Origin of the sequence: Erwinia sp. SLM-02 (assembly GCF_037450285.1) — a bacterium.
Taxonomy (GTDB): domain Bacteria; phylum Pseudomonadota; class Gammaproteobacteria; order Enterobacterales; family Enterobacteriaceae; genus Erwinia.
This window is the reverse complement of sequence record NZ_JAQISN010000001.1, coordinates 1,367,295-1,389,855: the sequence shown is the minus strand read 5'-3', so window position 1 is coordinate 1,389,855 and position 22,561 is coordinate 1,367,295. Positions and strand designations below refer to the sequence as shown.

Genomic DNA, 22,561 nt, shown 5'->3' with positions numbered 1-22,561 from the left:
CTTCATTATGAAAGCGAAAATATGCCACTTATCAGCCGTACTGTTAAGCTGTAAAGTGCAATCCACACCCGTTAATAAGGATCCACAGCATGAAAATCACCATCATTGGCGCAACCGGCTTTGTCGGCCCTGAGATTGTTAAGGAAGCCCTGTCTCGCGGTCATCAGGTTGTGGCCGTATCACGTTCAGCGGATAAACTGGCTGCCCAACCCGGCCTCACTCCTGCTCAGGGTGATGTTCTCGACGTGGCGTGGCTGAGCAGCGTGCTGAAAGGCCAGGATGCGGTTATCAGCGCCTACAACCCGGGCTGGGGGGAAAGCGACCTGTATGAGAAATTCACCCGCGGTAGCGATCTGATCCTGCAGGCGGTGAAAGCCAGCGGTGTAAAACGCCTGCTGGTGGTGGGCGGTGCGGGCAGTCTGGAAGTGGCTCCGGGCGTTGAGCTGGTTGACACCGAGGCTTTCCCGGCCAGTATCAAACCGGGCGCGCTGGGTGCGCGTGCGCTGCGCAACCGCCTGCAGGCAGAGGAACAGGCGCTGGACTGGACCTATCTTTCACCGGCGGCCATGCTGGAACCGGGGCCGCGTACCGGCACCTTCCGCCTTGGCACCACCTCGCTGCTGATGAACGGCGAGCATCCGGCTTCCATCAGCGTTGCCGACCTGGCCGTGGCGATCGTCGATGAAATTGAAAACCCGCAGCATATTCGTCAGCAGTTTACCGCCGCCTGGTAGCGCATTTAAGGTTCATCTAAGGTTTCATCGCTATTCTGCTGACAGATGACACTGTTACTGGAATACCATGAAACCTTTTTTAAAGTTACGTTGTAACGATATCACCTTTAATCTTTGCGCTGCGCTGCTGTTTACTTTTGCCCTTAACGGCGTTTTTCTGCTGCGGGCGTGGCAGACCTTTCCTTATGTTGGCGTGCAGGACTATTTTTTTGCCGCATCAATTCCAGTGGTGCTGTTTTGCGCCTTTTTGCTGATTTTTAACCTGCTGGCCCTGCCCTGGCTGCGCAAGCCGCTGCTGACGGTACTGATCCTGCTCAGCGCCGCCGCCAACTACTTTATGTACAGCTTCGGCACGGTGATTGACACCAACATGATCCAGAATGTCTTCGAAACCGACATTCAGGAAGCCACCTCGCTGTTCAGCACGCGTTATCTCATCTGGCTGGCGCTGCTCGGCCTGCTGCCCGTCGCCGCGATCTGGCGGGTAAAGATTGCATCGTCACGCCCGTGGTGGGCCTCCCTTATCTGGCGCTCGGTCAGTTCGCTGGCGGCAGTCCTGGTGATTGTGATGATGGCCGCGCTGTTCTATAAAGACTACGCGTCGATGGTGCGCAACAATAAAGGGCTGGTGAAGATGATTACCCCGGCTAACGTGGCCAGCGGTATCGGTCACTACACGCACGATCGCTGGTTTGCCGGCAGTCAGCAACTGGTGAAAATCGGCCTGGATGCCCGTAAAGGCCCGGTCATCGGCGCGGAAAAGAAAAAGACGCTGGTGGTATTCGTGCTGGGGGAAACGGCCCGCGCCGAGAATTTCTCCCTGGGCGGCTACCCCCGAGAGACGAATCCAAAGCTGAAGCGCGATAACGTCATCTATTATAAGAACGCCACCTCGTGTGGAACCGAAACGGCGATTTCCGTTCCCTGCATGTTCTCCAATATGCCCCGCACGCAGTACGATGCCGGACTGGCACGCCATCAGGAAGGGTTGCTGGACATTATGGCCCATGCCGGAGTTAACGTGCTGTGGCGCGAAAACGACGGCGGCTGTAAGGGGGCCTGCGATCGTGTACCGCATACCGACATGACCCAATGGCAGGTAAGTGCGTTGTGTAAAAGCGACTTCTGCCTTGATGATGTGCTGCTGCACCGCCTGAACAACTATATTGACGGCGTTAAGGATGATTCGGTCATTGTTCTGCATCAGATGGGCAGCCACGGCCCGGCCTATTACCTGCGCTATCCGGCTGAAATGCGCCAGTTCACGCCGACCTGCGACAGCAACCAGATCCAGGACTGCGATCGTCAGGCGCTGATCAACACCTATGACAACAGCATTTTATATACCGACTCCATGCTCGACAGCACCATCACCCTGCTGAAAAGCTACAGCAGTAAATTTAACGTCGCGATGGTCTATCTCTCCGATCACGGTGAATCGCTGGGCGAACGCGGAATGTATCTGCACGGCACGCCGTACCTGTTCGCGCCCGAACAGCAAACGCATATTCCGTTCCTGCTGTGGCTGTCGCCGGGTTATGAAAACGCCCGGGGAATTGATGCAGCCTGTCTGCAGCAGCAGGCACAGAGCCAGCCGGTTTCACAGGATAATGTCTTCCACACGCTGCTTGGCATGCTCAATGTACAGACGCGGGAATACCAGCAGAATCTGGATATGCTCCAGGGCTGCCGCAAAAATGGCTGAGGAAAATGCGCCAGGCGGATTGTGCCCCACCAGTGAGCGAGGGTTGAAATCGACCGTTCGGTCGGGTACGCTGCTGCGATGAATAAGACGACCCGTTTCGATACCCGCGAACATATCCTCAATACCGGCGAACAGCTCTGCGTGCAGAGCGGCTTTAACGGCACGGGACTGATCGAGCTGTTGAAAAAGGCGGAAGTGCCAAAAGGGTCGTTTTACTATTATTTCCCCTCCAAAGAAGCCTTTGGCGTGGCGATGCTGGAGCGCTATTTTGCCCGATACGTGCAGAACCTGAGCACCTTCCTTGCGGAACATCAGGGTGATGCACGCCAGCGCGTACTGGAATATTATCAGCAGTCGTGCAGCTGGTGGCAGGAACATCAGTTTGCCGGCTGCCTGTCCGTAAAGCTTTCCGCTGAGGTGTGCGATCTCTCCGAAGAGATGCGCAACGCGTTAGCCGCGGGCTCGGCAGCCTTAATCAGCGTACTGACTTCCGCGCTGGAAAAGGCGCAGCAGCAGCAAACGCTCTCCCCTGCTGTTTCCGCCCCTGCCGCTGCCGAAACGCTTTATATGCTGTGGCTGGGCGCCAGTCTGCAGTGCAAAATTCGTCGTGACAGTGCGCCGTTACGGACTGCCGTACAGGAAATGACGCGTATTCTTCAGGCGTTGTAAAAAAAAACTTTATTACTAGTCGACCGGTCTACCAGGAGTGAGTTATGGCTTTGAACAAACTGTTTACCCCAATGAAAACCGGCGCGATCACCGTGCCAAACCGCATTTTTATGGCCCCACTGACCCGCCTGCGCAGCATTGAGCCTGGCGATATCCCTACGCCGTTAATGGGGGAATACTACCGCCAGCGCGCCTCATCCGGCCTGATTATCACGGAAGCCACCCAGATCAGCTTCCAGGCCAAAGGCTATGCCGGAGCGCCGGGGCTGCACAGCCCGCAGCAGATTTCCGCGTGGAAGGCGATTAACGCAGGCATTCATCAGGAAGGCGGCCACAGTGCGGTTCAGCTGTGGCACACCGGGCGAATTTCCCACGCCAGCCTGCAGCCGGCCGGCGCAGCACCCGTTTCCGCCTCCGCGATTAATGCCGAGACCCGCACCTCCCTGCGCGATGCTGAGGGTAAACCGCTGCGTGAAGCGACCTCCACTCCGCGCGCGCTGACCACCGATGAAGTGGCCGGTATCGTTGCCGACTTCCGTCAGGCGGTGATTAACGCACGCGAAGCCGATTTCGATCTGGTTGAACTGCACTCCGCTCACGGTTATCTGATCCACCAGTTCCTTTCCCCGGCCTCTAACCAGCGCGACGACCAGTACGGCGGCAGCATTGAAAATCGCACCCGTTTCGCACTGGAAGTGGTTGATGCCGCGATTGACGGCTGGAGCGCCGATCGCATCGGCATACGCATTTCGCCGCTCGGTCCGTTCAACGGGCTGGATAACGGGGAAGATCAGGAAGAAGCGGCGCTGTATTACCTTGCCGAACTGGCTAAACGTAATCTGGCCTACCTGCACATTTCTGAACCCGACTGGGCCGGCGGCAAGCCTTATACCGAGAGCTTCCGCAAAGCGATCCGCGCGGTGTATCCCGGCGTCATCGTCGGTGCCGGCGGTTACACGGCAGAAAAAGCCGAAGACCTGATTGAGCGCGGACTGATCGATGCCGTTGCCTTCGGCCGTAGCTACATCGCTAACCCGGACCTGGTCGAGCGCCTGCAGGCCGGTGCACCGCTGAATGAACCTCGCCCGGAAACGTTCTACGGCGGCGGGGCGGAAGGCTACACGGATTATCCTGCATTAGGTTAATTACGCTAAATCTGGCGGCGTAATCATGTTATAATAGACTGTTTTAATAGCGATAATTGTTGCGCCGCTCGCGGTCGTACTGATTATCGCTATACTGTTTTTCTAACGTCATCCGCCGATGACGCCAAAAAAAAGAGGATGTTATGCGTTTACTTCACACCATGCTGCGCGTTGGCGATCTGCAACGTTCCGTTGATTTCTACACCAAAGTGCTGGGCATGCGCCTGCTGCGCACCAGTGAAAATACCGAGTATAAATATACCCTCGCCTTCGTTGGCTACACCGAAGAGAGCGACGGTGCGGTTATCGAACTGACCTACAACTGGGGCGTGGACAGCTACGATCTCGGTAACGCCTACGGCCATATCGCGCTGGGCGTGGATGACGTCGCGGCAACCTGCGACCGCATTCGCAACGACGGCGGCAACGTCACGCGTGAGGCCGGCCCGGTTAAAGGCGGCACCACCATTATCGCCTTCGTTGAAGATCCGGATGGCTACAAGATTGAACTGATTGAGAATAAACACGCCGGTCACGGCCTGGGCAATTAAGTTCCCCCGAGGGGGCTGCGGCTCCCTCCTTCTCACCTGCCTGCTGCATCACGTAGCAAAGTTTGCCATAATACGCCCTGCCTTTTTGCGCCAATGAGAAGCTGATGTCTGAACTAAATGAACTGAATACGCTGAGCAGCCGCTTTCGCGGTTTCTATCCGGTAGTGATCGATGTGGAAACTGCGGGATTTGATGCCAAAACGAACGCGCTGCTCGAAATCGCCGCCGTCACCTTAAAAATGAATGAAGATGGCTGGCTGGAGAAAGATGAAACCCTGCATTTTCACGTAGAGCCTTTTGTCGGTTCAGTTCTGCAGCCGGAAGCCCTGGCCTTTAACGGCATCGACCCCAGCAACCCACTGCGGGGTGCCGTCAGCGAATATGAAGCGCTGCACGCTATTTTTAAGCTGGTTCGTAAAGGGATTAAGGACACCGGCTGCAGCCGGGCGATCATGGTGGCGCATAATGCCACTTTCGACCTCAATTTTATGAATGCAGCGGCGGAACGCGCCAGCCTGAAGCGCAACCCTTTCCACCCGTTCGTCACCTTCGATACGGCAGCCCTCAGCGGACTGGTCGTTGGTCAGACCGTGCTGGCCAAAGCCTGTATCGCCGCCGGAATGCCCTTTGACAGCAGCCAGGCGCACTCCGCGCTTTACGATACGACGCAGACGGCGGATTTATTCTGTGAGCTCGTCAACCGCTGGAAACGCCTTGGCGGCTGGCCGCTGGCGGTGCCGGAAGCGGAGTCCTGAGTCGGCTGCTGCCCACGGCGTGCCGTTAAGCACGCTCCGCACGAAAGACGGACGAAAAAAAACCCTGCGATGCAGGGTTTTTTTTATGCAGTCGCTTATTCCGCAGCCGGTGCCGGGTATTTCTGCGCGGTCTCTTTGATCAGCTGCTGCAGCTCGCCGCGCTGGAACATCTCGATAATGATGTCGCAGCCGCCGACCAGCTCACCGTCTACCCACAGCTGTGGGAAGGTTGGCCAGTTAGCGTAAGCGGGCATCTCTGCACGGATATCCGGGTTCAGCAGGATATCAACGTAGGCAAAGCGTTCGCCACAGGCAGAAAGTGCCTGTACGGCCTGTGCGGAGAATCCGCAGCTTGGCAGCTTAGGTGAGCCTTTCATATACAGCAGGATTGGGTTTTCTGCGATCTGGCGCTGAATTTTCTCAACAGTACTCATAAATGACTTCCTCAGTACGATACTTCGTGTTTAGTTATTGTAGCGATTCTGCCCGGCCGTTGAAAACGACATTTTCTGCAGGCCCGATGAACAGAGCGCAACAAATTGCAAAATTATGAAAACAAAATAACATTTTCCTATCATCGTTGCAGCGTTTCTCGATGCCGGTTCACGTTTTACTGCTGAGTTAACCAGCTGATTGCGCTTAATAATTCATCATTTACTTAATCTGTCTTATTGAAACAAAAAACACCTTACCTTTTGTTAAGAAGTTAGATTAGAATTGCCCTAACCCCTGCAAATTGCAGAATTCTTTTCCGATTGCCATGCAGTCATTACACTGAGTTTAACTGTTAATGGGAACGTTGCGTTTAATCATCACGCTTGGCATGCTGGCCTTCGCCCAGCTGTTCTTTAATCTGGCGCATGCATCGCCTCATGCTCCCGTTAACGCTAATCAGCACAAAGTTGACCACAACACCGCACGTGAGGATGAGCGCCGCAAGCGTCGCCCGGTGAAAGCCGCCTCAACCAAAAAAGTTAAAGAACCCCTCGTTAAAAAAACCAAAGCGCCCGCGCTTAAACAAGCCAAAGTCTCTGCGTCCCAAAAGGCAAAGCTGAAAAAAAGTCAGGAAGCCACTGCCGCTCGCGAAGTGAAAACAACGCGCATCGGTAAAATGGAGAAAAAGCGCTACGGTCGCGAGCGTCTGGCATCATTACAGACCAAAAAAGGCAGGAAAGGCCCGCTGCGCGCTATCGAGCGTGATGAAGTTGAGTCGCCTGAATCCCCGCTTAAGCTGAGTAAGGCGCACCGCGCCCGCTACCAGAAAGCGCGTGAAACCGCGATGAACAAGCTGATGGGCCAGCTCGGTAAGCCCTATCAGTGGGGCGGCACGTCGCCGCAGACGGGTTTCGACTGCAGTGGGCTGGTGTGGTATGCCTATAAAGATCTGGTGAAATTCAAAATCCCGCGCACGGCAAATGAAATGTATCACCTGCGCGATGCCGCTGCGATCAAGCGCGACAAGCTTGAAAAAGGTGACCTGGTGTTCTTCCGTATCAACGGCCGCGGCACTGCCGATCACGTTGGTGTGTATCTTGGCGGTGGGAAATTCATTCAGTCGCCGAGAACCGGCAAAGATATCCAGGTGAGCGCGCTGGGCGATGATTACTGGCAGGAGCACTACATTGGTGCCCGTCGGATGATGACACCCAAAACCATTCGCTGATTGCGCAACGCCGGATGCAGATGCAAATCGGGAGGAGCCTGGCTCCTCCCGATTTTTTTAGTGCAGAATAGCCGTGAAGCTAAATGCAATAATCATCAGAAGCGCACCCACCGTGGTCAGCAGTGAGAATTTCAGATCGGTACTCATCGTCTCTCCTTAATAACCCTGTAAAATGTATGCACAAAGATTTTCCCACAGTTACCCGTAAAAATCTCGTTTTCTCTGCGCAGCCTTGTTAGAATTCCTCTTTTCCGTTGCGCAACAGCAGCGGAAACGGTTTTTGCCAGCTCTGCAGTCACTCTACGGACGATTTTTTCCCCTTTCCGACCCGTTGCGGCAGCACCCAAACCATTTTGGTCTGGCGGGAAAAGGCTGCACCCAGGCAAACGTTTAACCAACCTGTTATCAAATAGTTACGATAACACCAGGAGTATAAGTTTAATGGCAACAATTAAGGATGTGGCAAAGCGAGCCGGGGTTTCGACCACTACGGTGTCCCACGTAATTAATAAAACGCGCTTTGTAGCTGAAGAGACTCGTGAAGCGGTATGGGCAGCAATTAAAGAATTGCACTATTCCCCCAGCGCCGTGGCACGCAGCCTCAAGGTTAACCACACCAAAACTATCGGCCTGCTGGCAACATCCAGCGAAGCACCCTACTTTGCCGAAATCATTGAAGCCGTGGAAAACCGCTGCTTTGCCAAAGGCTATACCCTGATCCTTGGAAACGCCCATAACGACCTGAATAAGCAGCAGGCTTACCTGTCGATGATGGCGCAAAAGCGCGTCGACGGGCTGCTGGTGATGTGCTCTGAGTACCCGGATTCCCTGATCGCTATGCTGGAAGACCACCGCAATATCCCGATGGTGGTGATGGACTGGGGTGAAGCGCGCGGCGACTTTACCGATACCGTACTGGACAACGCCTTTGAGGGTGGCTATCTGGCCGGGCGCTACCTGATTGAGCGTGGACATCGCGATATCGGCGCAATCCCGGGTCAGCTGGAACGCAATACCGGCGGCGGACGCCATGCCGGTTTTCTTAAGGCACTGAACGAAGCCGGCATCACCCTGCGCGAAGAGTGGCTGGTTCAGGGCGACTTCGAACCCGAATCCGGCTATCGGGCCATGCAGCAAATCCTCGGCCAGAAACAGCGCCCTACCGCTATTTTCTGCGGTGGGGACGTGATGGCGATGGGCGCGATTTGCGCGGCCGATGAGATGGGCCTGCGCGTTCCGCAGGATATTTCGGTGATCGGTTATGATAACGTGCGCAACGCGCGCTATTTCACCCCGGCGCTGACCACGGTGCACCAGCCGAAAGAGCGGCTGGGAGAAACCGCCTTCGATATGCTGCTTGACCGCATCACCAGCAAGCGTGAAGAGCCGCAGACTATCGAAGTTCATCCTTCACTGATTGAACGCCGTTCCGTCGCTGACGGTCCGTTCCGCGACTATCGTCGCTGATCCCATCCGGCCCGGCCGTTCGCTCAGGCGGACGGTTCACACAGCCATTCCGCATTCAGCGTTTCGCTGTCGCCAAGATACTCCAGCAGCCAGCTCAGCGCGGGTGAGGCGCTCTGTTCCGACCAGCTCAGGCAGCAGGGGCTGATCGGAAACGGATTCGCCAGCGCCAGTTCGGCGATCCCTCCCTGAGCGATCCAGGTTTGCGCAAAGTGCCCCGGGATCATCCCCACGCACAGCCCGGCACGCAGACAGTCCAGGGCGCTTTCCCAGTCCGGGACCACCAGCCGTCGTTGATTATCCAGCGTCCAGGTGGTGCGTTTTGGCAACGATCGCGAGGTGTCTTCCAGCGTCATGGAGGGCCACTCGCGCAGCAGGTCGTCACTGAGCGGCCCCGGCTGTGCCAGCAAGGTATGCCCGCTTTGCACCACACAGCGCCAGTTCAGGCTGCCCATATCTCGAAAGGCAAAACGCCCCCCTACCGGCACCGCCTGGGTGGCACCGATCGCCACATCCACGCGCCCATCCGCCAGGGCATCCCATACGCCGTTAAACACCTCGGGGAATATATGCAGTTCCATGTCGGGAAAGTGACGATAGAAATCGACGATAAGCTGGCGGGTGCGCTGCGGTCTGACGATGCGATCGACGGCAATATTAATCTGGCCACGCCAGCCGTTTGCCACCTGCTGGCAGCGCCGGCGCGTGGAAAGCATTTTTTTGATAACAGAACGCCCTTCCTCGCTGAATACGCGCCCGGCCTCGGTCAGTACCACATCCCGGTGGCGGCGCTCAAACAGGCTGACGGCCAGCCACTGCTCCAGCTGGCGCACCGTATAGCTCACGGCGGAGGGGACCCGGTGAAGTTCAGCCGCCGCGGCGGTAAAGCTGCCGGTTCTGGCCACCGCTTCAATCACTTCCAGAGAATGTTCTGACCACATAATTTTTGCCTGCAAAAATTTTCAACGCAACCGACTAATATTACCGTTTCACAAGCCCAACTGCATCCCTTTACACTTCCAGCGAAAAAAAACTGCCCTCTACGAGTCAACTATGCCCTCAAAATTCTTTATTGTTTATCTGGCCCTGCTCAGCATGCTGGGTTTTCTTGCTACCGATATGTACCTGCCCGCTTTTGGCGAGATGCAGCAGGATCTGGCCACCGGTTCGGGTGCGATCAGCGCCAGTCTGAGTATTTTTCTGGCCGGCTTCGCCTGCGCGCAGCTTATCTGGGGATCGTTATCCGACCGTCTTGGGCGTAAACCGGTGCTGCTGGTGGGGCTTGGGCTGTTCGCCATCGGCTGCGCGGCGATGATGTGGGTTGAATCCGCAGCGTGGCTGCTCTTTTTCCGCTTCCTGCAGGCGGTGGGCGTTTGCGCTGCCGCCGTCAGCTGGCAGGCGCTGGTTGTCGATCGCTACAGTGCCGCGCAGGCTAAACGCGTATTCGCCACCATCATGCCACTGGTCGCGCTTTCCCCCGCGCTGGCGCCGCTGCTGGGCGCCTGGCTGCTTGAGCATTTTTCCTGGCGGGCTATCTTCGTTGCACTGCTGCTGATTAGCGTGGCGCTGTTGGTCCCAACGCTTCGCCTTGCAGGCCGGGCATCCGCTGAAAACACCGCGCCGCAGGGTCCGGCACCCGGCTTCCTGATGCTGCTGAAATCCCCGGTTTACAGCGGCAACGTTCTTATTTTCGCCGCCTGTTCCGCCAGCTTCTTCGCCTGGCTTACCGGCTCGCCGTTTATTCTTGGCAATCTGGGCCTGTCACCGGCCGATATCGGCCTGAGCTACGTGCCGCAGACCATCGCCTTTTTGATTGGCGGATTTGGCTGCCGTGCGCTGCTTAATCGGTTCTCCGGCGGCCAGCTGCTGCCGTGGCTGCTGCTGTGCTTCAGCCTTGGCGTGATTGCACTGTTCATCTCCGCGCAGCAGCAGACGCCGTCATTGTTCAGCCTGCTGGCGCCGTTCTGTCTGATGTCGATGTCCAGCGGTGCGATTTACCCGGTGGTGGTGTCCAGCGCCCTGCTGCCCTTCCCGCAGGCCACGGGTAAAGCCGCGGCGTTGCAAAATATGCTGCAGCTGGGGATGTGCTTTATCGCCAGTCTGGCGGTTTCAACATGGATTGAGTCACCGCTACACACGACCGTGTTTGTCATGTTACTGACCATTTTACTGGCTACAATTGGCTATCTGATACAGCGCAAAGCCGCCAGGAAAATGGCATTACAAACGATGGAAAATCCATGCTGATATGCAGTAAAATCACTTGGTTAGCATGCTAACAATAATGCATTGAATATTGTCTGACGGGAGCATATACTCGTCAGGCACTACAAAATAACAAGTTACCAACATTTAAAACCGCAGATTGCTTTAGCAATGTCCGGTGTTTTTTTCTGACAAGGCTGTCATCTTCTCGTGTTACGTCTGTTTCAGCCTCTGTCGGTTATAATTCAATCCTCTGTTAACGTCGGATATCAGACTGCGGCTCTGCCGTGAGTTTTCTCATAGACTTGTAGAATTTGACTATTCTTTTCTCGGGTTTCAATCACACAGGGTGATGGAGAAGCTAATGAGTTCATCGTGTATAGAAGAAGTGAGCCTGGAACACAACCAGTGGTACCGAATTGTCCAGGAGATGTTGCGCAAGGCTGACATAGAAATAAACGGTTCCCGTCCATGGGATATCAGAATCACACATCCGGACTTTTTTAAACGCGTGCTGCAGGAAGGCTCGCTCGGTTTGGGTGAAAGCTATATGGACGGCTGGTGGCAGTGCGATCGGCTGGATATTTTTTTCCAACGCGTGCTGCTGGCAAAACTCGATCAACAACTCCCCCACCATTTCAAAGATACGCTGCGCGTTGCCGCCGCGCGTCTGACCAATCTTCAGTCGCGTAAAAGAGCGTGGATCGTCGGTAAAGAGCATTACGATCTCGGTAATGACCTGTTTTCACTGATGCTTGACCCGTATATGCAATATTCCTGCGGTTACTGGAAAGAGGCAGAAACGCTTGAGCAGGCGCAGGAAGCAAAGTTGAAAATGATCTGCGAAAAGCTCCAGCTTTCACCCGGTATGTCGCTGCTGGATATCGGCTGCGGCTGGGGTGGGCTGGCGGAATATGCCGCTCGCCACTACGGCGTCAGCGTGTTTGGGGTGACAATTTCTGCCGAACAGCAAAAGATGGCCCAGCAGCGCTGTGAAGGGCTGGACGTCACCATTCTTTTGCAGGATTACCGCGATTTAAATCAGCAGTTCGACAGAATTGTTTCGGTAGGGATGTTTGAACACGTCGGTCCTAAAAATTACGCGACCTATTTTTCCGTCGTCGACCGTAATTTAAAACCGGACGGTATTTTCCTGCTGCATACCATCGGAGCGAATAAGACCGATGAAAATGTGGATGCGTGGATCAATAAATATATTTTCCCTAACGGTTGCCTGCCCTCTGTGCGGCATATTGCCAACGCCAGTGAGCCACATTTCGTGATGGAGGACTGGCACAATATTGGTGCCGATTACGATCTGACGCTGATGGCCTGGTATCATCGATTCCTGGCTGCCTGGCCGGAACTGGCGGATAACTACGGCGAACGCTTTAAGCGCATGTTTAGTTATTATCTTAACGCCTGTGCGGGTGCCTTCCGCGCGCGTGATATTCAGCTGTGGCAGGTGGTGTTTACCCACGGCGCTGACGGCGGGCTGCGTGTGGCACGCTGATACCGCTGCCGCGTGAGATGACGGCGGATAATGGGGAGCATTAGAGGTTGTCTTAGTACACTACGGCATTGATAAGATTATTAAGCCGCTATCTTTTTAGATAGCGGCTTTTTTATCACCAGGCCGCCTGCACTGCGCGTTTAAAACAGATCCACTGTATCAAGCCGAAGACCCGTTTCATTTTACTCAGCCGCTTCCTCAGCGGCCGCCGCCGCCAGCAGCAGCGACGCTTCACGCTGTGCCAGTACGCGTTCAACGGTTTCGACAATCGCCTGGGTATGTGGATCGATCTCAATATTCACCCGGTGGCCCAGACGCTTGGCGCCCAGCGTGGTTCTGGCAAGGGTTTCTGGGATCAGATGCACGCAGAATCGGGTTTTGGTAACTTCCCCCACCGTCAGGCTGATGCCGTCAATGCCAACAAAACCTTTATGCAGAATGTATTTCATCTGGTCGGCGTCCTGCACCTTAAACCAAATTTCCCGGTTGTTTTCTGAGGTGATGATTTTGCTGATTTCCGCCGTGGTCATAATGTGACCCGACATCAGATGACCGCCAATTTCGTCGCTGAATTTAGCCGCGCGCTCAACGTTTACCGTATCACCCTCTTTCAAATCGCCGAGGTTGGTAATGCGTAGCGTCTCTTTGACCAGGTCAAAACTCACGCGATCGCCGTTAACTTCCGTCACCGTCAGGCAGCAGCCGTTATGGGAAACCGACGCACCCAGCTCCAGCCCTGGCAGCAGGGCTTCCGGCATTTTAATAATGTGGGTGCGAAAATTGGGTTTCTCTTCAATTGCCAGCACTTCAGCCGTGCCCTGCACAATTCCGGTAAACATAGCTTTGCCTCTGTTAATTTGTTGTCGCTGGCACTAGTTTGCCCTGGCTGCCGCGTAAAGCCAACTTAACTGAAACCCGTTTGCGTGACGTAAAGAGCTATTCTTTCCTCTACTTATTGGCTAATTCGTCTGCAAACACTACACTAAGCGGCCTGCTATGCTGAGGCGAAGCGTCAACGCCGCCTGTTCTCCAGCTAAAAACCTCCACAAGTAAAATAAAGGTGTATTACGTGCAGAAGTACCTCACAGAGGCGCGCCAGTTATTAATGCTGGCAATTCCCGTGATCCTTGCGCAGGTTGCGCAAACGTCAATGGGCTTTGTCGATACGGTGATGGCCGGTGCCGTTAGCGCCACGGATATGGCCGCCGTCGCAGTGGGAACCTCTATCTGGTTGCCTACCATCCTGTTTGGCCACGGGCTGATCCTGGCGCTGACCCCGGTGGTTGCCCAGCTCAACGGTTCGGGCCGACGCGACCGCATTGCCTGGCAGATCCGCCAGGGCTACTGGCTGGCGGGATTTTCGTCGCTGATTATCATGGTGGTGCTCTATAACGCGGGCTATCTGATTGGTGCGATGCATAATGTTGACCCGGCGCTGTCGGCCAAAGCGGTCGGCTATCTGCACGCGCTGCTGTGGGGCGCACCGGGCTATCTGTTTTTCCAGGTCGCTCGTAACCAGTGCGAAGGGCTGTCCAAAACCAAGCCGGGCATGGTGATGGGCTTTATTGGCCTGCTGGTGAATATCCCGGTTAACTACATCTTTATCTACGGCCATTTTGGTATGCCCGCCCTCGGCGGCGTCGGCTGCGGGGTGGCAACGGCTTCGGTCTACTGGGTGATGTTTATCGCCATGAAATTCTGGGTCAATCGGGCGGCGTTTATGCATGATATTCGCCTTGAGACGTCATTTTCCGCCCCGGACTGGAAGGTGCTGCGCCGCCTCGTCGGGCTTGGGCTGCCGGTCGCACTGGCGTTATTCTTTGAAGTCACGCTGTTTGCCGTTGTGGCTCTGCTGGTTTCGCCGATGGGCATCGTCAAAGTCGCCGGTCATCAGATTGCGCTTAACTTCAGCTCGCTGATGTTTGTTATCCCGCTGTCGCTGGGCGTCGCCACCACCATTCGCGTCGGTTTCCGCCTTGGACAGGGCTCAACCGAGCAGGCGCGCGTTGCTGCCTGGACCGCGCAGGGCGTGGGGATTTGCATGGCCTGTCTGACCGCACTGTTTACGGTGACGTTCCGTCATGAAATCGCCCTGCTGTATAACGATAATCCTGAGGTCGTTACCCTGGCGGCGCAGCTGATGCTGCTGGCGGCCGTGTATCAGTTCTCGGATTCCATTCAGGTGATTGGCAGCGGCATTCTGCGCGGCTATAAAGATACCCGGGCGATTTTCTTTATTACCTTTATTGCCTACTGGGTGCTCGGCCTGCCCAGCGGGTACGTGCTGGCGATGACCGACTGGGTGGTGTCACCGATGGGGCCAGCGGGCTTCTGGTGCGGTTTTATCATCGGACTGACCAGTTCGGCGATATTAATGATCTGGCGCATTATCCGCCTGCAGCGACAGCCTTCGGAGCGTATCCTGGCGCGCGCAGCACACTAATTTTTCGGTAGATTTCGCCTGAATATGCTTAAAATTGCTGCGCTTCGCACAGTTGCGCAGCAATCAGGCATAAAAAAGCTTTTTTCTCCTTGCCAGGCGTTCGGGCTGCCGTTAATATTCGTCCCCGCTGTCACCCAGATAGCAACAGTGCGTCCGTAGCTCAGTTGGTTAGAGCACCACCTTGACATGGTGGGGGTCGGTGGTTCGAGTCCACTCGGACGCACCAAATCTCTGAAGAAACAATTTGCGTCCGTAGCTCAGTTGGTTAGAGCACCACCTTGACATGGTGGGGGTCGGTGGTTCGAGTCCACTCGGACGCACCAGAGATTTTCCAGAATGCGTTCTTAGCTCAGTTGGTTAGAGCACCACCTTGACATGGTGGGGGTCGGAGGTTCGAGTCCTCTAGAACGCACCACTCTTCGTATTCTCCCGTTTTAAGACCCCATCACGCCCTTTGATTCCGTTGCGCAACACGCCATCATGACGCATTTACTAAAACGTCCTAACGCTTTTTAATTGGTTTTCTAGCACTTAGCCTTTATAATGCACGCGTTGTTTCACTTGAATGGTTTCAGCGCATGGTAAATACACAATTTATAAGCCGTACCTGTTGCGCAACAACATGCTGCGCTCACGCCGAAACCACGTCTCAACTTCTTCTGCATGTCTTTAATCCGTCACCTATCCTTACTCTGTATCGCAGTCTGCCTCAGGCACCCAATTTCTCCTCCGGTGGCCACGTCATCGGAACCCATTCTTATCATCCATCACAACTTACAGATAATCCGTCATGAAAAAGACTAAAATTGTTTGCACCATCGGTCCAAAAACTGAATCTGAAGAGATGCTGACCAACCTGCTTGAAGCAGGGATGAACGTTATGCGTCTGAACTTCTCACACGGTAACTATGAAGAGCACGGTCAGCGTATTGCTAACCTGCGCGCGGTCGTGAAAAACACCGGACACCAGGCCGCTATCCTGCTGGATACGAAAGGCCCGGAAATCCGCACCATGAAACTGGAAGGCGGTAACGATGTTGCCCTGACCGCAGGCCAGACCTTCACCTTCACCACCGACCAGAGCGTGATCGGCAATAACGAACGCGTTGCGGTGACCTACACCGGCTTCGCGGCAGACCTGAAAGTCGGCGATACCATCCTGGTTGACGACGGCCTGATCGGTATGGAAGTGACCGACGTCACCGAAACCACCGTAGTCTGCAAGGTCCGTAACAACGGCGATCTGGGCGAGAACAAAGGCGTTAACCTGCCGGGCGTCTCTATTCAGCTGCCGGCTCTGGCAGAAAAAGATAAGCTCGACCTGATCTTCGGCTGCGAACAGGGCGTTGACTTCATCGCTGCGTCCTTTATTCGTAAGCGTTCAGACGTGCTGGAGATCCGTGAGCACCTGAAAGCCCACGGTGGCGAAAACATCCAGATCATCTCAAAAATCGAGAATCAGGAAGGTCTGAACAACTTCGATGAGATCCTTGATGCTTCTGACGGCATCATGGTCGCCCGTGGCGACCTGGGCGTTGAGATCCCGGTTGAAGAAGTGATCTTTGCCCAGAAGATGATGATCAAGAAATGTAATCGCGCACGCAAAGTGGTGATCACCGCCACCCAGATGCTGGATTCGATGATCAAAAACCCGCGCCCTACCCGTGCAGAAGCCGGTGACGTGGCGAACGCCATCCTCGACGGCACCGACGCCGTGATGCTGTCCGGTGAGAGCGCCAAGGGTAAATACCCGCTGGAATCCGTCGGGATTATGGCCACCATCTGCGAACGTACCGATCGCGTGATGAAGAGCCGCATTGATGCCCGTAACGACGATCGTAAAATGCGCATCACCGAAGCGGTGTGCCGCGGTGCGGTTGAAACGGCTGAAAATCTGGAAGCACCGGTGATTGTGGTTGCCACCGAAGGCGGTAAATCAGCCAAATCCATCCGTAAATACTTCCCGCACGCGACCATCCTCGCGCTGACCACTAACGAACTGACCAGCCGCCAGCTGCTGCTCACCAAAGGGGTCATTACCAGCCTGGTGCAGGAAATCGCCTCTACCGACGATTTCTACCGCCTGGGTAAAGAAGCGGCGCTGGCCAGCGGCTACGCGCAGAAGGGTGACGTTGTGGTGATGGTTTCCGGTGCGCTGGTGCCGAGCGGGACAACCAACACGGCTTCCGTCCACGTTCTGTAATTTAAGATTACACAATTAAGTAATAAGGCGCCCTAAGAGGCGCCTTTTTTTCAATTTGCGTAACCTGATTTCACAAAATTTCCAATCGAAATTAACTATTCAATTGCACTAAAATCTAAGAGCTATCCGATTAAAATCGTCTGTTTTCGCTTAATTTTTTGCCTTATCCCCTAAAGAAGATGCTTCTTTGAGCGAACGATCAAATTTAAGCACGTTCTCATCAAAAAATTATTCTCATTAGAAAATACTTTGTGTAATACTTGTAACGCTACATGGAGATTAACTTAATCTAGAGGGTATAAATAATGAATCGTACTAAACTGGTACTGGGCGCGGTAATCCTGGCTTCAACTATGCTGGCTGGTTGCTCAAGCAACGCTAAAATCGACCAGCTGTCTTCTGACGTTCAGACTCTGAACGCTAAAGTTGACCAGCTGAGCAACGACGTGAACGCAGTTCGCTCTGACGTTCAGGCTGCTAAAGATGACGCAGCTCGTGCTAACCAGCGTCTGGACAACCAGGCTCACTCTTACCGTAAGTAAGAGTTCTGGTACTGAAAATGGCGCACATTGTGCGCCATTTTTTTTGCCTGCTATTCAGTAACGCCGACGGCGGATACTGACCCCGCCGCCAGACGCTCTGCAATCAATTCTGAACGCTTTCACCGCCAACCTGAGTAATCCCCGCCGGTTGCGATTTGGAACCGTCTACGGACTGCTGATGAAGAAATGCGGGCACTGAAGCATCATCTTTCACTTCCTCCCCTTCGTTGACCAGAACCGGCATACCGGAGCGACGCGTTATTGCTGCTTTGATCACCGCATCGTCGCTGGTAGCACTGCTGATAAACTTCTTCGCGCCCGGACTGAGGGCAATAGGCATGGTTTGCGGATCGTCGTTCTCGTTGTGTGAAAGCGGCTGGTGAACTTCAATCCAGCGCTTGCCGTCAGGCTCCACGGCGTATTTCACCGGCTGGTTAATCACCTGAACGCGCGTTCCCTTCGGCACGCTGTTGAACAGCGCTTCAATATCGTTCGGCCGCAGGCGAATGCAGCCGGAGCTGACGCGCATACCGATGCCAAAATCAGCGTTAGTACCGTGGATCAGATAGTGGCCCTTGCCGTAGGCCAGCCGCATTGCATACAGGCCCATCGGGTTGTCCGGTCCGGCAGGAACGGTCACCGGCAGGGTTTCCCCTTTGGCGGCGTAGCGTTTGCGGATGTTGGGCGTAGGCGTCCACGTCGGGTTGGGGATTTTCTGGCTGATGCTGGTGACCATCGCCGGGGTATTCGCGCCCAGCTGGCCGATGCCGATCGGGTAGACGATGACTTTGTTTTCATCTTTCGGGTAGTAGTAAAGCCGCAGTTCCGCCACGTTGATCACGATGCCTTCACGTTTGGTATCGGGCAGCAGCATCTGGGTAGGGATCGTCAACTGCGTTCCGGCCTTCGGCAGCCAGGGGTCGGTTCCCGGATTGGCTTCCAGCATCCCCAGCAGGCCAATCATGTAATCCTTCGCCACGGCCTCCAGCGGCCGACCGTCACTGGGCACAATATAGGTGCTGTTTTCACCAATCAGGCGGCTGTCGTCAGGCGGAAGAGGATATTCGGTAGCACTGGCGCTGTACGCCCCGGTCAGCAGAGTAACCATAAATGCAAATCGGAACAGAGGTTTCATGCGTTTTTCTCGGTTATGAAGGAGGAACCACCCCACTGTATACCAGCGGGGCGCACACCGAGTAGTTTAGCAACTCACGCGCCGGTGAGAATCAGCGCTTTCTGACGTATAGCACGGATCATGGCTTCCAGCCCCTGAGAACGCGAAGGCGTCAGCTGCTGGGTGAGGGAAAGATCGGCAAAGGTCGGACGGACATCGAAATCGATAATTTCCTGCGGCGTCATCTTCTGATAAACGGCGAAAACGATAGCAATCAGCCCCTTAACCAGTGCGGCGTCGCTGTCGCCCTGCAGACGAACCCGCCCGTTTTCATCCAGATCGACGATGACCCAGACCTGGCTCTGACAGCCCGGGATGAGATTTTCCTGCTGGTGAAGGTTTTCAGATGCGGCAGCCAGACGGGAACCCAGCTCAATAATATACAGGTACTTCTCTTCCTGATTCGCGCAGCGGTTAAAGTTGCGCACCAGTTTTTCTTTATCTGGCAAAGTTGCCATTGCTTCCTCACTTAAATCGGCTTCTGAACGACATTGCTCTAACGGATCGTTATGTAGAAAGGGCGAGGCATGCCTCGCCCTTTAAGGCTGAAATCACTCCGGCTCAGAGAGCGTTCAGCCCCCCAGCAGACGGTGAATACGAATTAATCCCGCTGCCAGGCGATCGACTTCTTCTTCGCTATTATACAGCACAAAGGAGGCGCGACACATCGCCGGCACGCCGTAGTGCTGCATCAGCGGCATAGCACAGTGGTGGCCGGTACGGATCGCAATCCCGTACTGATCGAGGAAACTGCCCACGTCATAGGCGTGGTGTTTGCCGAGATTAAAGGCAATCACCCCGCTGCGCTCATGAGGTCCATAGATCGTGATATCCGGCACCGAAGCCAGCTTATCCATCGCGTAGTTCATCAGCTGATGTTCACGCTGCTGAATGGCATCAAGTCCCAGATCCGTTACGTACTTGAGTGCGGCACCCAGGCCGATAATGGCACCGGTGTTCGGCGTACCCGCCTCGAACCGGCCCGGCACGGCGGCGAAGGTGGTCCCTTCGGTCAGGCTGACGGTGGCGATCATCGAACCGCCCCCTTCCCACGGCGGCATCGCGTCCAGCAGCGCCTTACGGCCATACAGGATACCAATGCCGGTCGGCCCGTAGATTTTATGCCCGGAGAAGACGTAAAAATCACAGCCGATGTCCTGCACGTCAACGTGACCATGCATGATGGCCTGCGCGCCGTCGATCAGCGTCACCAGCCCCGCCGCTTTCGCCTGCGCAACCAGCTCTTTTACCGGGTTAACCGTGCCCAGCACGTTGGACACCTGGGTCACCGCCAGCAGCCGCGAACGCGAGTCAATCAGTTCGGGGAGTTTAGCCAGATCCAGCTCGCCGTTGGCGTTGAGCGGGATAAAGCGCACTTCCGCCCCGGTCCGCTGGGCCACCATCTGCCACGGAACGATATTGGCGTGGTGTTCCATCTCGGTAATGATGATGTTGTCGCCGGGCTGCAGCTGGCTGCCTCCCCAGCTGTTGGCCACGAGGTTAATCGCCTCCGTGGTGCCTTTGACAAACACAATCTCTTCCGTCGACGCCGCATTGAGGAAGCGGGCAGCCTGAACGCGCACCTCTTCCATCTCGGTCGTGGCTTCCGCACTCAGCGTATGGATGCCACGGTGAACGGCAGCGTAACCGTGCTCGTAGAACTGGCTCTCTGCATCAATCACCACCTGCGGCTTTTGTGCGCTGGCGGCGCTGTCGAGGTAGGCCAGCGGTTGCCCGTTGACCTCACGCGTCAGCAGCGGGAAATCCGCCCGTACCCGAGCCAGATCGAAACTCATTGCAGACCTCCGGGGAAGCGTTGCGCAATGCGCTGCATCACCGCTTCTCTCAGCGTGTCATCGCTGATGGCTTCGGTCAGCTCGGCGGCAAACGCATAGATGATCATCCGCTGTGCCGCATCCCGGGAGATGCCGCGCGCGCGCAGGTAGAACATCTGCTCTTCATCAATACGTCCGATGGTCGCGCCGTGTCCGCACTTAACGTCGTCGGCATAGATTTCCAGCTGCGGCTTGGTATCCACCTCGGCGAGCCGACCCAGCAACAGGTTATTGTTGGACATCTGACCGTCGGTTTTGAGGGCATGCTTCGCCACTTTGATCATGCCGTTAAACACCGCACGCGCGCGGTCGCGCACGATGGTTTTATGCAGCTGACGGCTCTGGCAGTAGCCTTTGTTGTGCTCCAGATAGGTACGACTGTCACACACGTCTTTATCGATCGGCAGCATCAGCGTGTTGATCACCAGATCGCTACCCTCGCCGTTCAGCTGACCGCTGGTATTGTGACGGGTCAGGCCCGCCCCGAGCAGGAAGCTGTGGCTCTGTACGCGCACATCGCGCCCCAGCACCAGATCGTTGTGCGAGAAGTGGTAGCTGCTCTGATCTTCAAAAGCGAAGTTGTAGTGGGTCAGCGCCGCACCGTTCCCCACGTCGGCGGTAAAACGCGCGCCGGTGAAGTGGGTGGCGTTGTTCAGGCTGACGTAGTGCTCGATAATCGTCGCTTCCGCGGCTTCATCCAGCTGCAGGTGATGGCGATAGTGCGAGGTGTTCATCTCGCCTTCCGCACTGCCGCTGCTGATGTGCAGCAGGTACAGCGGACGCGCTGCAGCCTTGCCGCGGGCCAGATGGATCAGCGTAGACTCCTCGGCCAGGCTTTCGGTCAGGTGCAGAAAGACTTCCGGCTGGATCGGTGCATTCAGTTCGCGGCGCTCGCCGGAACCCGTCACCTGAACGTTGAACAGATCGTATTCGCTGTCGCTTAACTCAGCGGAAAAACGCCCGTCAACAAACACCAGACGTACCGCATCAACCGCCAGTGCCAGCGCGTTGATGTCTTCCGTCGTCAGCGCGGCCTGCTGCGGCAGCACAAACTGGTGGTTAAACAGCGTGTCCAGCGGAGTGTATTTCCAGTTTTCCTGCTTACGCGTAGGTAACCCTACGCGCAGCAGCTGCTGCCAGTGCTGCTGAGCCTGCATTGAACGATGTTCAGCGCGGGTTTCAAACAGATGATGCCACTGTTGCAGCGCGTTATCACTCTTCGTCGGTAAGCCAGCCATAGCCTTGCTCCTCCAGCTGTTTCACCAGCGAGAAATCACCTGATTTAACGATTTTGCCCTGATAGAGCACGTGTACGAAATCAGGCTTGATGTAATCAAGGATGCGCTGATAGTGAGTCACGATGATAAAGGAGCGATTGCCGTCGCGCAGGGTATTCACGCCGTTAGCAACAATTTTCAGCGCATCGATGTCCAGACCGGAGTCGGTTTCATCCAGGATGCACAGATCCGGCTCCAGCGCCGCCATCTGCAGGATGTCGTTACGCTTTTTCTCACCGCCGGAGAAGCCAACGTTGACGGAACGGGTCAGCAGATCTTCAGGCATTTTCAGCAGGTGGATTTTATCTTCAATAAAGTCCTGGAAATCGAAGCGGTCCAGCTCTTCCTGTTCACGGTATTTGCGCACCGCGTTCACCGAGGTCTGCAGGAAAAACTGATTACTGACGCCCGGGATCTCAACCGGATACTGGAAGGCCATAAAGATGCCTTCGCCGGCACGTTCTTCCGGGTCCAGTTCCAGCAGGTCTTTGCCCTTGAACTCAACGGAGCCACCGGTCACTTCGTAATCTTCGCGCCCTGCCAGCGTGGCGGACAGCGTACTTTTCCCTGAACCATTCGGTCCCATAATGGCGTGAACTTCGCCGGGTTTGATCTCAAGATTCAACCCACGCAGGATAGCTTTATCTTCAACGCTGACCTGTAAATCTTTAATGCTTAACATA

22 protein-coding genes and 3 tRNA genes are annotated in these 22,561 nt (G+C 55.3%); 16 read left to right on the top strand and 9 right to left on the bottom strand.

Annotated features, from left to right (window positions below):
- Positions 1–89 precede the first annotated feature (89 nt).
- From PGH32_RS06445 to rnt, 6 genes are all read left to right on the top strand, one after another.
- Positions 90–734, top strand: coding sequence for an NAD(P)-dependent oxidoreductase (locus PGH32_RS06445; protein ID WP_314421778.1), 645 nt, complete (start codon positions 90–92; stop codon positions 732–734).
- A gap of 67 nt (positions 735–801) precedes the next feature.
- Positions 802–2,439 carry a phosphoethanolamine transferase EptA gene (gene eptA / locus PGH32_RS06440; protein WP_337893522.1) on the top strand — a complete coding sequence of 546 codons (1,638 nt, stop codon included), beginning with the start codon at positions 802–804 and terminating at the stop codon, positions 2,437–2,439.
- A gap of 78 nt (positions 2,440–2,517) precedes the next feature.
- Positions 2,518–3,108 (top strand): TetR/AcrR family transcriptional regulator, encoded by a 591-nt coding sequence (locus tag PGH32_RS06435; RefSeq protein WP_314421784.1) that lies wholly within the window; start codon positions 2,518–2,520, stop codon positions 3,106–3,108.
- Positions 3,109–3,152: 44 nt separating this feature from the next.
- On the top strand, positions 3,153–4,253 hold the full coding sequence (locus PGH32_RS06430; RefSeq protein ID WP_314421786.1) for an alkene reductase: 1,101 nt from the start codon (positions 3,153–3,155) through the stop codon (positions 4,251–4,253).
- A gap of 143 nt (positions 4,254–4,396) precedes the next feature.
- Positions 4,397–4,804 (top strand): lactoylglutathione lyase, encoded by a 408-nt coding sequence (gene gloA / locus PGH32_RS06425; RefSeq protein WP_314421788.1) that lies wholly within the window; start codon positions 4,397–4,399, stop codon positions 4,802–4,804.
- Positions 4,805–4,908: 104 nt separating this feature from the next.
- Entirely contained in the window at positions 4,909–5,559 is a 651-nt protein-coding gene (gene rnt, locus PGH32_RS06420) for a ribonuclease T (protein WP_314421790.1), read from the top strand.
- A gap of 95 nt (positions 5,560–5,654) precedes the next feature.
- Here rnt and PGH32_RS06415 read toward each other — a convergent pair whose 3' ends face one another.
- A complete protein-coding gene (locus PGH32_RS06415) occupies positions 5,655–5,993 on the bottom strand; it encodes a Grx4 family monothiol glutaredoxin (RefSeq protein WP_314421796.1) in 339 nt (112 codons plus the stop codon).
- 365 nt (positions 5,994–6,358) lie between these two features.
- On the opposite strand from PGH32_RS06415, the gene PGH32_RS06410 reads away from it, so the two are divergent.
- Positions 6,359–7,222 (top strand): C40 family peptidase, encoded by an 864-nt coding sequence (locus PGH32_RS06410; protein ID WP_337894270.1) that lies wholly within the window; start codon positions 6,359–6,361, stop codon positions 7,220–7,222.
- Between the two features lie 57 nt (positions 7,223–7,279).
- Here the strand turns inward: PGH32_RS06410 and cydH are convergent, their stop codons facing one another.
- Positions 7,280–7,369: a cytochrome bd-I oxidase subunit CydH gene (gene cydH, locus PGH32_RS06405; RefSeq protein WP_105594962.1), complete on the bottom strand. Its 90-nt coding sequence runs from the start codon at positions 7,367–7,369 to the stop codon at positions 7,280–7,282.
- A 294-nt stretch (positions 7,370–7,663) separates the two neighbouring features.
- Here cydH and purR point away from each other — a divergent pair, with 294 nt between their 5' ends.
- A complete protein-coding gene (purR, locus tag PGH32_RS06400) occupies positions 7,664–8,689 on the top strand; it encodes an HTH-type transcriptional repressor PurR (protein ID WP_314421800.1) in 1,026 nt (341 codons plus the stop codon).
- A 23-nt stretch (positions 8,690–8,712) separates the two neighbouring features.
- On the opposite strand, the gene punR is transcribed toward purR, so the two are convergent.
- Positions 8,713–9,627 (bottom strand): DNA-binding transcriptional activator PunR, encoded by a 915-nt coding sequence (gene punR, locus PGH32_RS06395; protein WP_337893521.1) that lies wholly within the window; start codon positions 9,625–9,627, stop codon positions 8,713–8,715.
- A gap of 112 nt (positions 9,628–9,739) precedes the next feature.
- On the opposite strand from punR, the gene punC reads away from it, so the two are divergent.
- A complete protein-coding gene (punC, locus tag PGH32_RS06390; RefSeq protein ID WP_337893520.1) occupies positions 9,740–10,933 on the top strand; it encodes a purine nucleoside transporter PunC in 1,194 nt (397 codons plus the stop codon).
- Positions 10,934–11,255: 322 nt separating this feature from the next.
- A complete protein-coding gene (cfa, locus tag PGH32_RS06385; RefSeq protein WP_314421807.1) occupies positions 11,256–12,404 on the top strand; it encodes a cyclopropane fatty acyl phospholipid synthase in 1,149 nt (382 codons plus the stop codon).
- Positions 12,405–12,586: 182 nt separating this feature from the next.
- Here cfa and PGH32_RS06380 read toward each other — a convergent pair whose 3' ends face one another.
- On the bottom strand, positions 12,587–13,243 hold the full coding sequence (locus tag PGH32_RS06380; RefSeq protein WP_314421809.1) for a riboflavin synthase subunit alpha: 657 nt from the start codon (positions 13,241–13,243) through the stop codon (positions 12,587–12,589).
- Between the two features lie 230 nt (positions 13,244–13,473).
- Between PGH32_RS06380 and PGH32_RS06375 the strand changes: the two genes are divergently transcribed.
- The 6 genes from PGH32_RS06375 (at position 13,474) to PGH32_RS06350 (ending at position 17,592) form a co-directional block, all read left to right on the top strand.
- Positions 13,474–14,847, top strand: coding sequence for an MATE family efflux transporter (locus PGH32_RS06375; RefSeq protein WP_314421816.1), 1,374 nt, complete (start codon positions 13,474–13,476; stop codon positions 14,845–14,847).
- Between the two features lie 149 nt (positions 14,848–14,996).
- Positions 14,997–15,073, top strand: a tRNA-Val gene (locus PGH32_RS06370).
- Positions 15,074–15,093: 20 nt separating this feature from the next.
- Positions 15,094–15,170: transfer RNA gene (locus PGH32_RS06365), tRNA-Val, on the top strand.
- Between the two features lie 15 nt (positions 15,171–15,185).
- A tRNA-Val gene (locus PGH32_RS06360) sits at positions 15,186–15,262 on the top strand.
- Between the two features lie 375 nt (positions 15,263–15,637).
- Positions 15,638–17,050: a pyruvate kinase PykF gene (pykF, locus tag PGH32_RS06355; RefSeq protein ID WP_314421821.1), complete on the top strand. Its 1,413-nt coding sequence runs from the start codon at positions 15,638–15,640 to the stop codon at positions 17,048–17,050.
- Positions 17,051–17,355: 305 nt separating this feature from the next.
- On the top strand, positions 17,356–17,592 hold the full coding sequence (locus PGH32_RS06350) for a major outer membrane lipoprotein (protein WP_008456504.1): 237 nt from the start codon (positions 17,356–17,358) through the stop codon (positions 17,590–17,592).
- Positions 17,593–17,695: 103 nt separating this feature from the next.
- Here the strand turns inward: PGH32_RS06350 and PGH32_RS06345 are convergent, their stop codons facing one another.
- The 5 genes from PGH32_RS06345 to sufC all read right to left on the bottom strand — a co-directional run bounded on the left by PGH32_RS06345 (position 17,696) and on the right by sufC (position 22,560).
- A complete protein-coding gene (locus PGH32_RS06345; RefSeq protein WP_337893519.1) occupies positions 17,696–18,727 on the bottom strand; it encodes a L,D-transpeptidase family protein in 1,032 nt (343 codons plus the stop codon).
- A gap of 74 nt (positions 18,728–18,801) precedes the next feature.
- Positions 18,802–19,224, bottom strand: a complete 423-nt coding sequence (gene sufE, locus PGH32_RS06340) for a cysteine desulfuration protein SufE (protein ID WP_314421834.1) — start codon at positions 19,222–19,224, stop codon at positions 18,802–18,804.
- Between the two features lie 114 nt (positions 19,225–19,338).
- The gene (gene sufS, locus PGH32_RS06335) at positions 19,339–20,562 is read right to left on the bottom strand and encodes a cysteine desulfurase SufS (protein ID WP_314421836.1); all 1,224 of its coding nucleotides are present in this window, start codon (positions 20,560–20,562) and stop codon (positions 19,339–19,341) included.
- Complete coding sequence (sufD, locus tag PGH32_RS06330; protein WP_314421843.1) at positions 20,559–21,839, bottom strand: Fe-S cluster assembly protein SufD; 1,281 nt, start codon at positions 21,837–21,839, stop codon at positions 20,559–20,561. Before sufD ends, sufS begins: the two co-directional genes overlap by 4 nt.
- On the bottom strand, positions 21,814–22,560 hold the full coding sequence (gene sufC, locus PGH32_RS06325) for a Fe-S cluster assembly ATPase SufC (protein WP_314421847.1): 747 nt from the start codon (positions 22,558–22,560) through the stop codon (positions 21,814–21,816). The genes sufD and sufC overlap by 26 nt, the downstream gene beginning before the upstream one ends.
- Position 22,561 lies beyond the last annotated feature (1 nt).

Excerpts from the sequence above, each read along its gene's own strand:
- PGH32_RS06445 (WP_314421778.1), top strand. The coding sequence starts at position 90 with ATGAAAATCACCATCATTGGCGCAACCGGCTTTGTCGGCCCTGAGATT.
- eptA (WP_337893522.1), top strand. The coding sequence starts at position 802 with ATGAAACCTTTTTTAAAGTTACGTTGTAACGATATCACCTTTAATCTT.
- PGH32_RS06435 (WP_314421784.1), top strand. The coding sequence starts at position 2,518 with ATGAATAAGACGACCCGTTTCGATACCCGCGAACATATCCTCAATACC.
- PGH32_RS06430 (WP_314421786.1), top strand. The coding sequence starts at position 3,153 with ATGGCTTTGAACAAACTGTTTACCCCAATGAAAACCGGCGCGATCACC.
- gloA (WP_314421788.1), top strand. The coding sequence starts at position 4,397 with ATGCGTTTACTTCACACCATGCTGCGCGTTGGCGATCTGCAACGTTCC.
- rnt (WP_314421790.1), top strand. The coding sequence starts at position 4,909 with ATGTCTGAACTAAATGAACTGAATACGCTGAGCAGCCGCTTTCGCGGT.
- PGH32_RS06415 (WP_314421796.1), bottom strand. The coding sequence starts at position 5,993 with ATGAGTACTGTTGAGAAAATTCAGCGCCAGATCGCAGAAAACCCAATC.
- cydH (WP_105594962.1), bottom strand. The coding sequence starts at position 7,369 with ATGAGTACCGATCTGAAATTCTCACTGCTGACCACGGTGGGTGCGCTT.
- purR (WP_314421800.1), top strand. The coding sequence starts at position 7,664 with ATGGCAACAATTAAGGATGTGGCAAAGCGAGCCGGGGTTTCGACCACT.
- punR (WP_337893521.1), bottom strand. The coding sequence starts at position 9,627 with ATGTGGTCAGAACATTCTCTGGAAGTGATTGAAGCGGTGGCCAGAACC.
- punC (WP_337893520.1), top strand. The coding sequence starts at position 9,740 with ATGCCCTCAAAATTCTTTATTGTTTATCTGGCCCTGCTCAGCATGCTG.
- cfa (WP_314421807.1), top strand. The coding sequence starts at position 11,256 with ATGAGTTCATCGTGTATAGAAGAAGTGAGCCTGGAACACAACCAGTGG.
- PGH32_RS06380 (WP_314421809.1), bottom strand. The coding sequence starts at position 13,243 with ATGTTTACCGGAATTGTGCAGGGCACGGCTGAAGTGCTGGCAATTGAA.
- pykF (WP_314421821.1), top strand. The coding sequence starts at position 15,638 with ATGAAAAAGACTAAAATTGTTTGCACCATCGGTCCAAAAACTGAATCT.
- PGH32_RS06350 (WP_008456504.1), top strand. The coding sequence starts at position 17,356 with ATGAATCGTACTAAACTGGTACTGGGCGCGGTAATCCTGGCTTCAACT.
- PGH32_RS06345 (WP_337893519.1), bottom strand. The coding sequence starts at position 18,727 with ATGAAACCTCTGTTCCGATTTGCATTTATGGTTACTCTGCTGACCGGG.
- sufE (WP_314421834.1), bottom strand. The coding sequence starts at position 19,224 with ATGGCAACTTTGCCAGATAAAGAAAAACTGGTGCGCAACTTTAACCGC.
- sufS (WP_314421836.1), bottom strand. The coding sequence starts at position 20,562 with ATGAGTTTCGATCTGGCTCGGGTACGGGCGGATTTCCCGCTGCTGACG.
- sufD (WP_314421843.1), bottom strand. The coding sequence starts at position 21,839 with ATGGCTGGCTTACCGACGAAGAGTGATAACGCGCTGCAACAGTGGCAT.
- sufC (WP_314421847.1), bottom strand. The coding sequence starts at position 22,560 with ATGTTAAGCATTAAAGATTTACAGGTCAGCGTTGAAGATAAAGCTATC.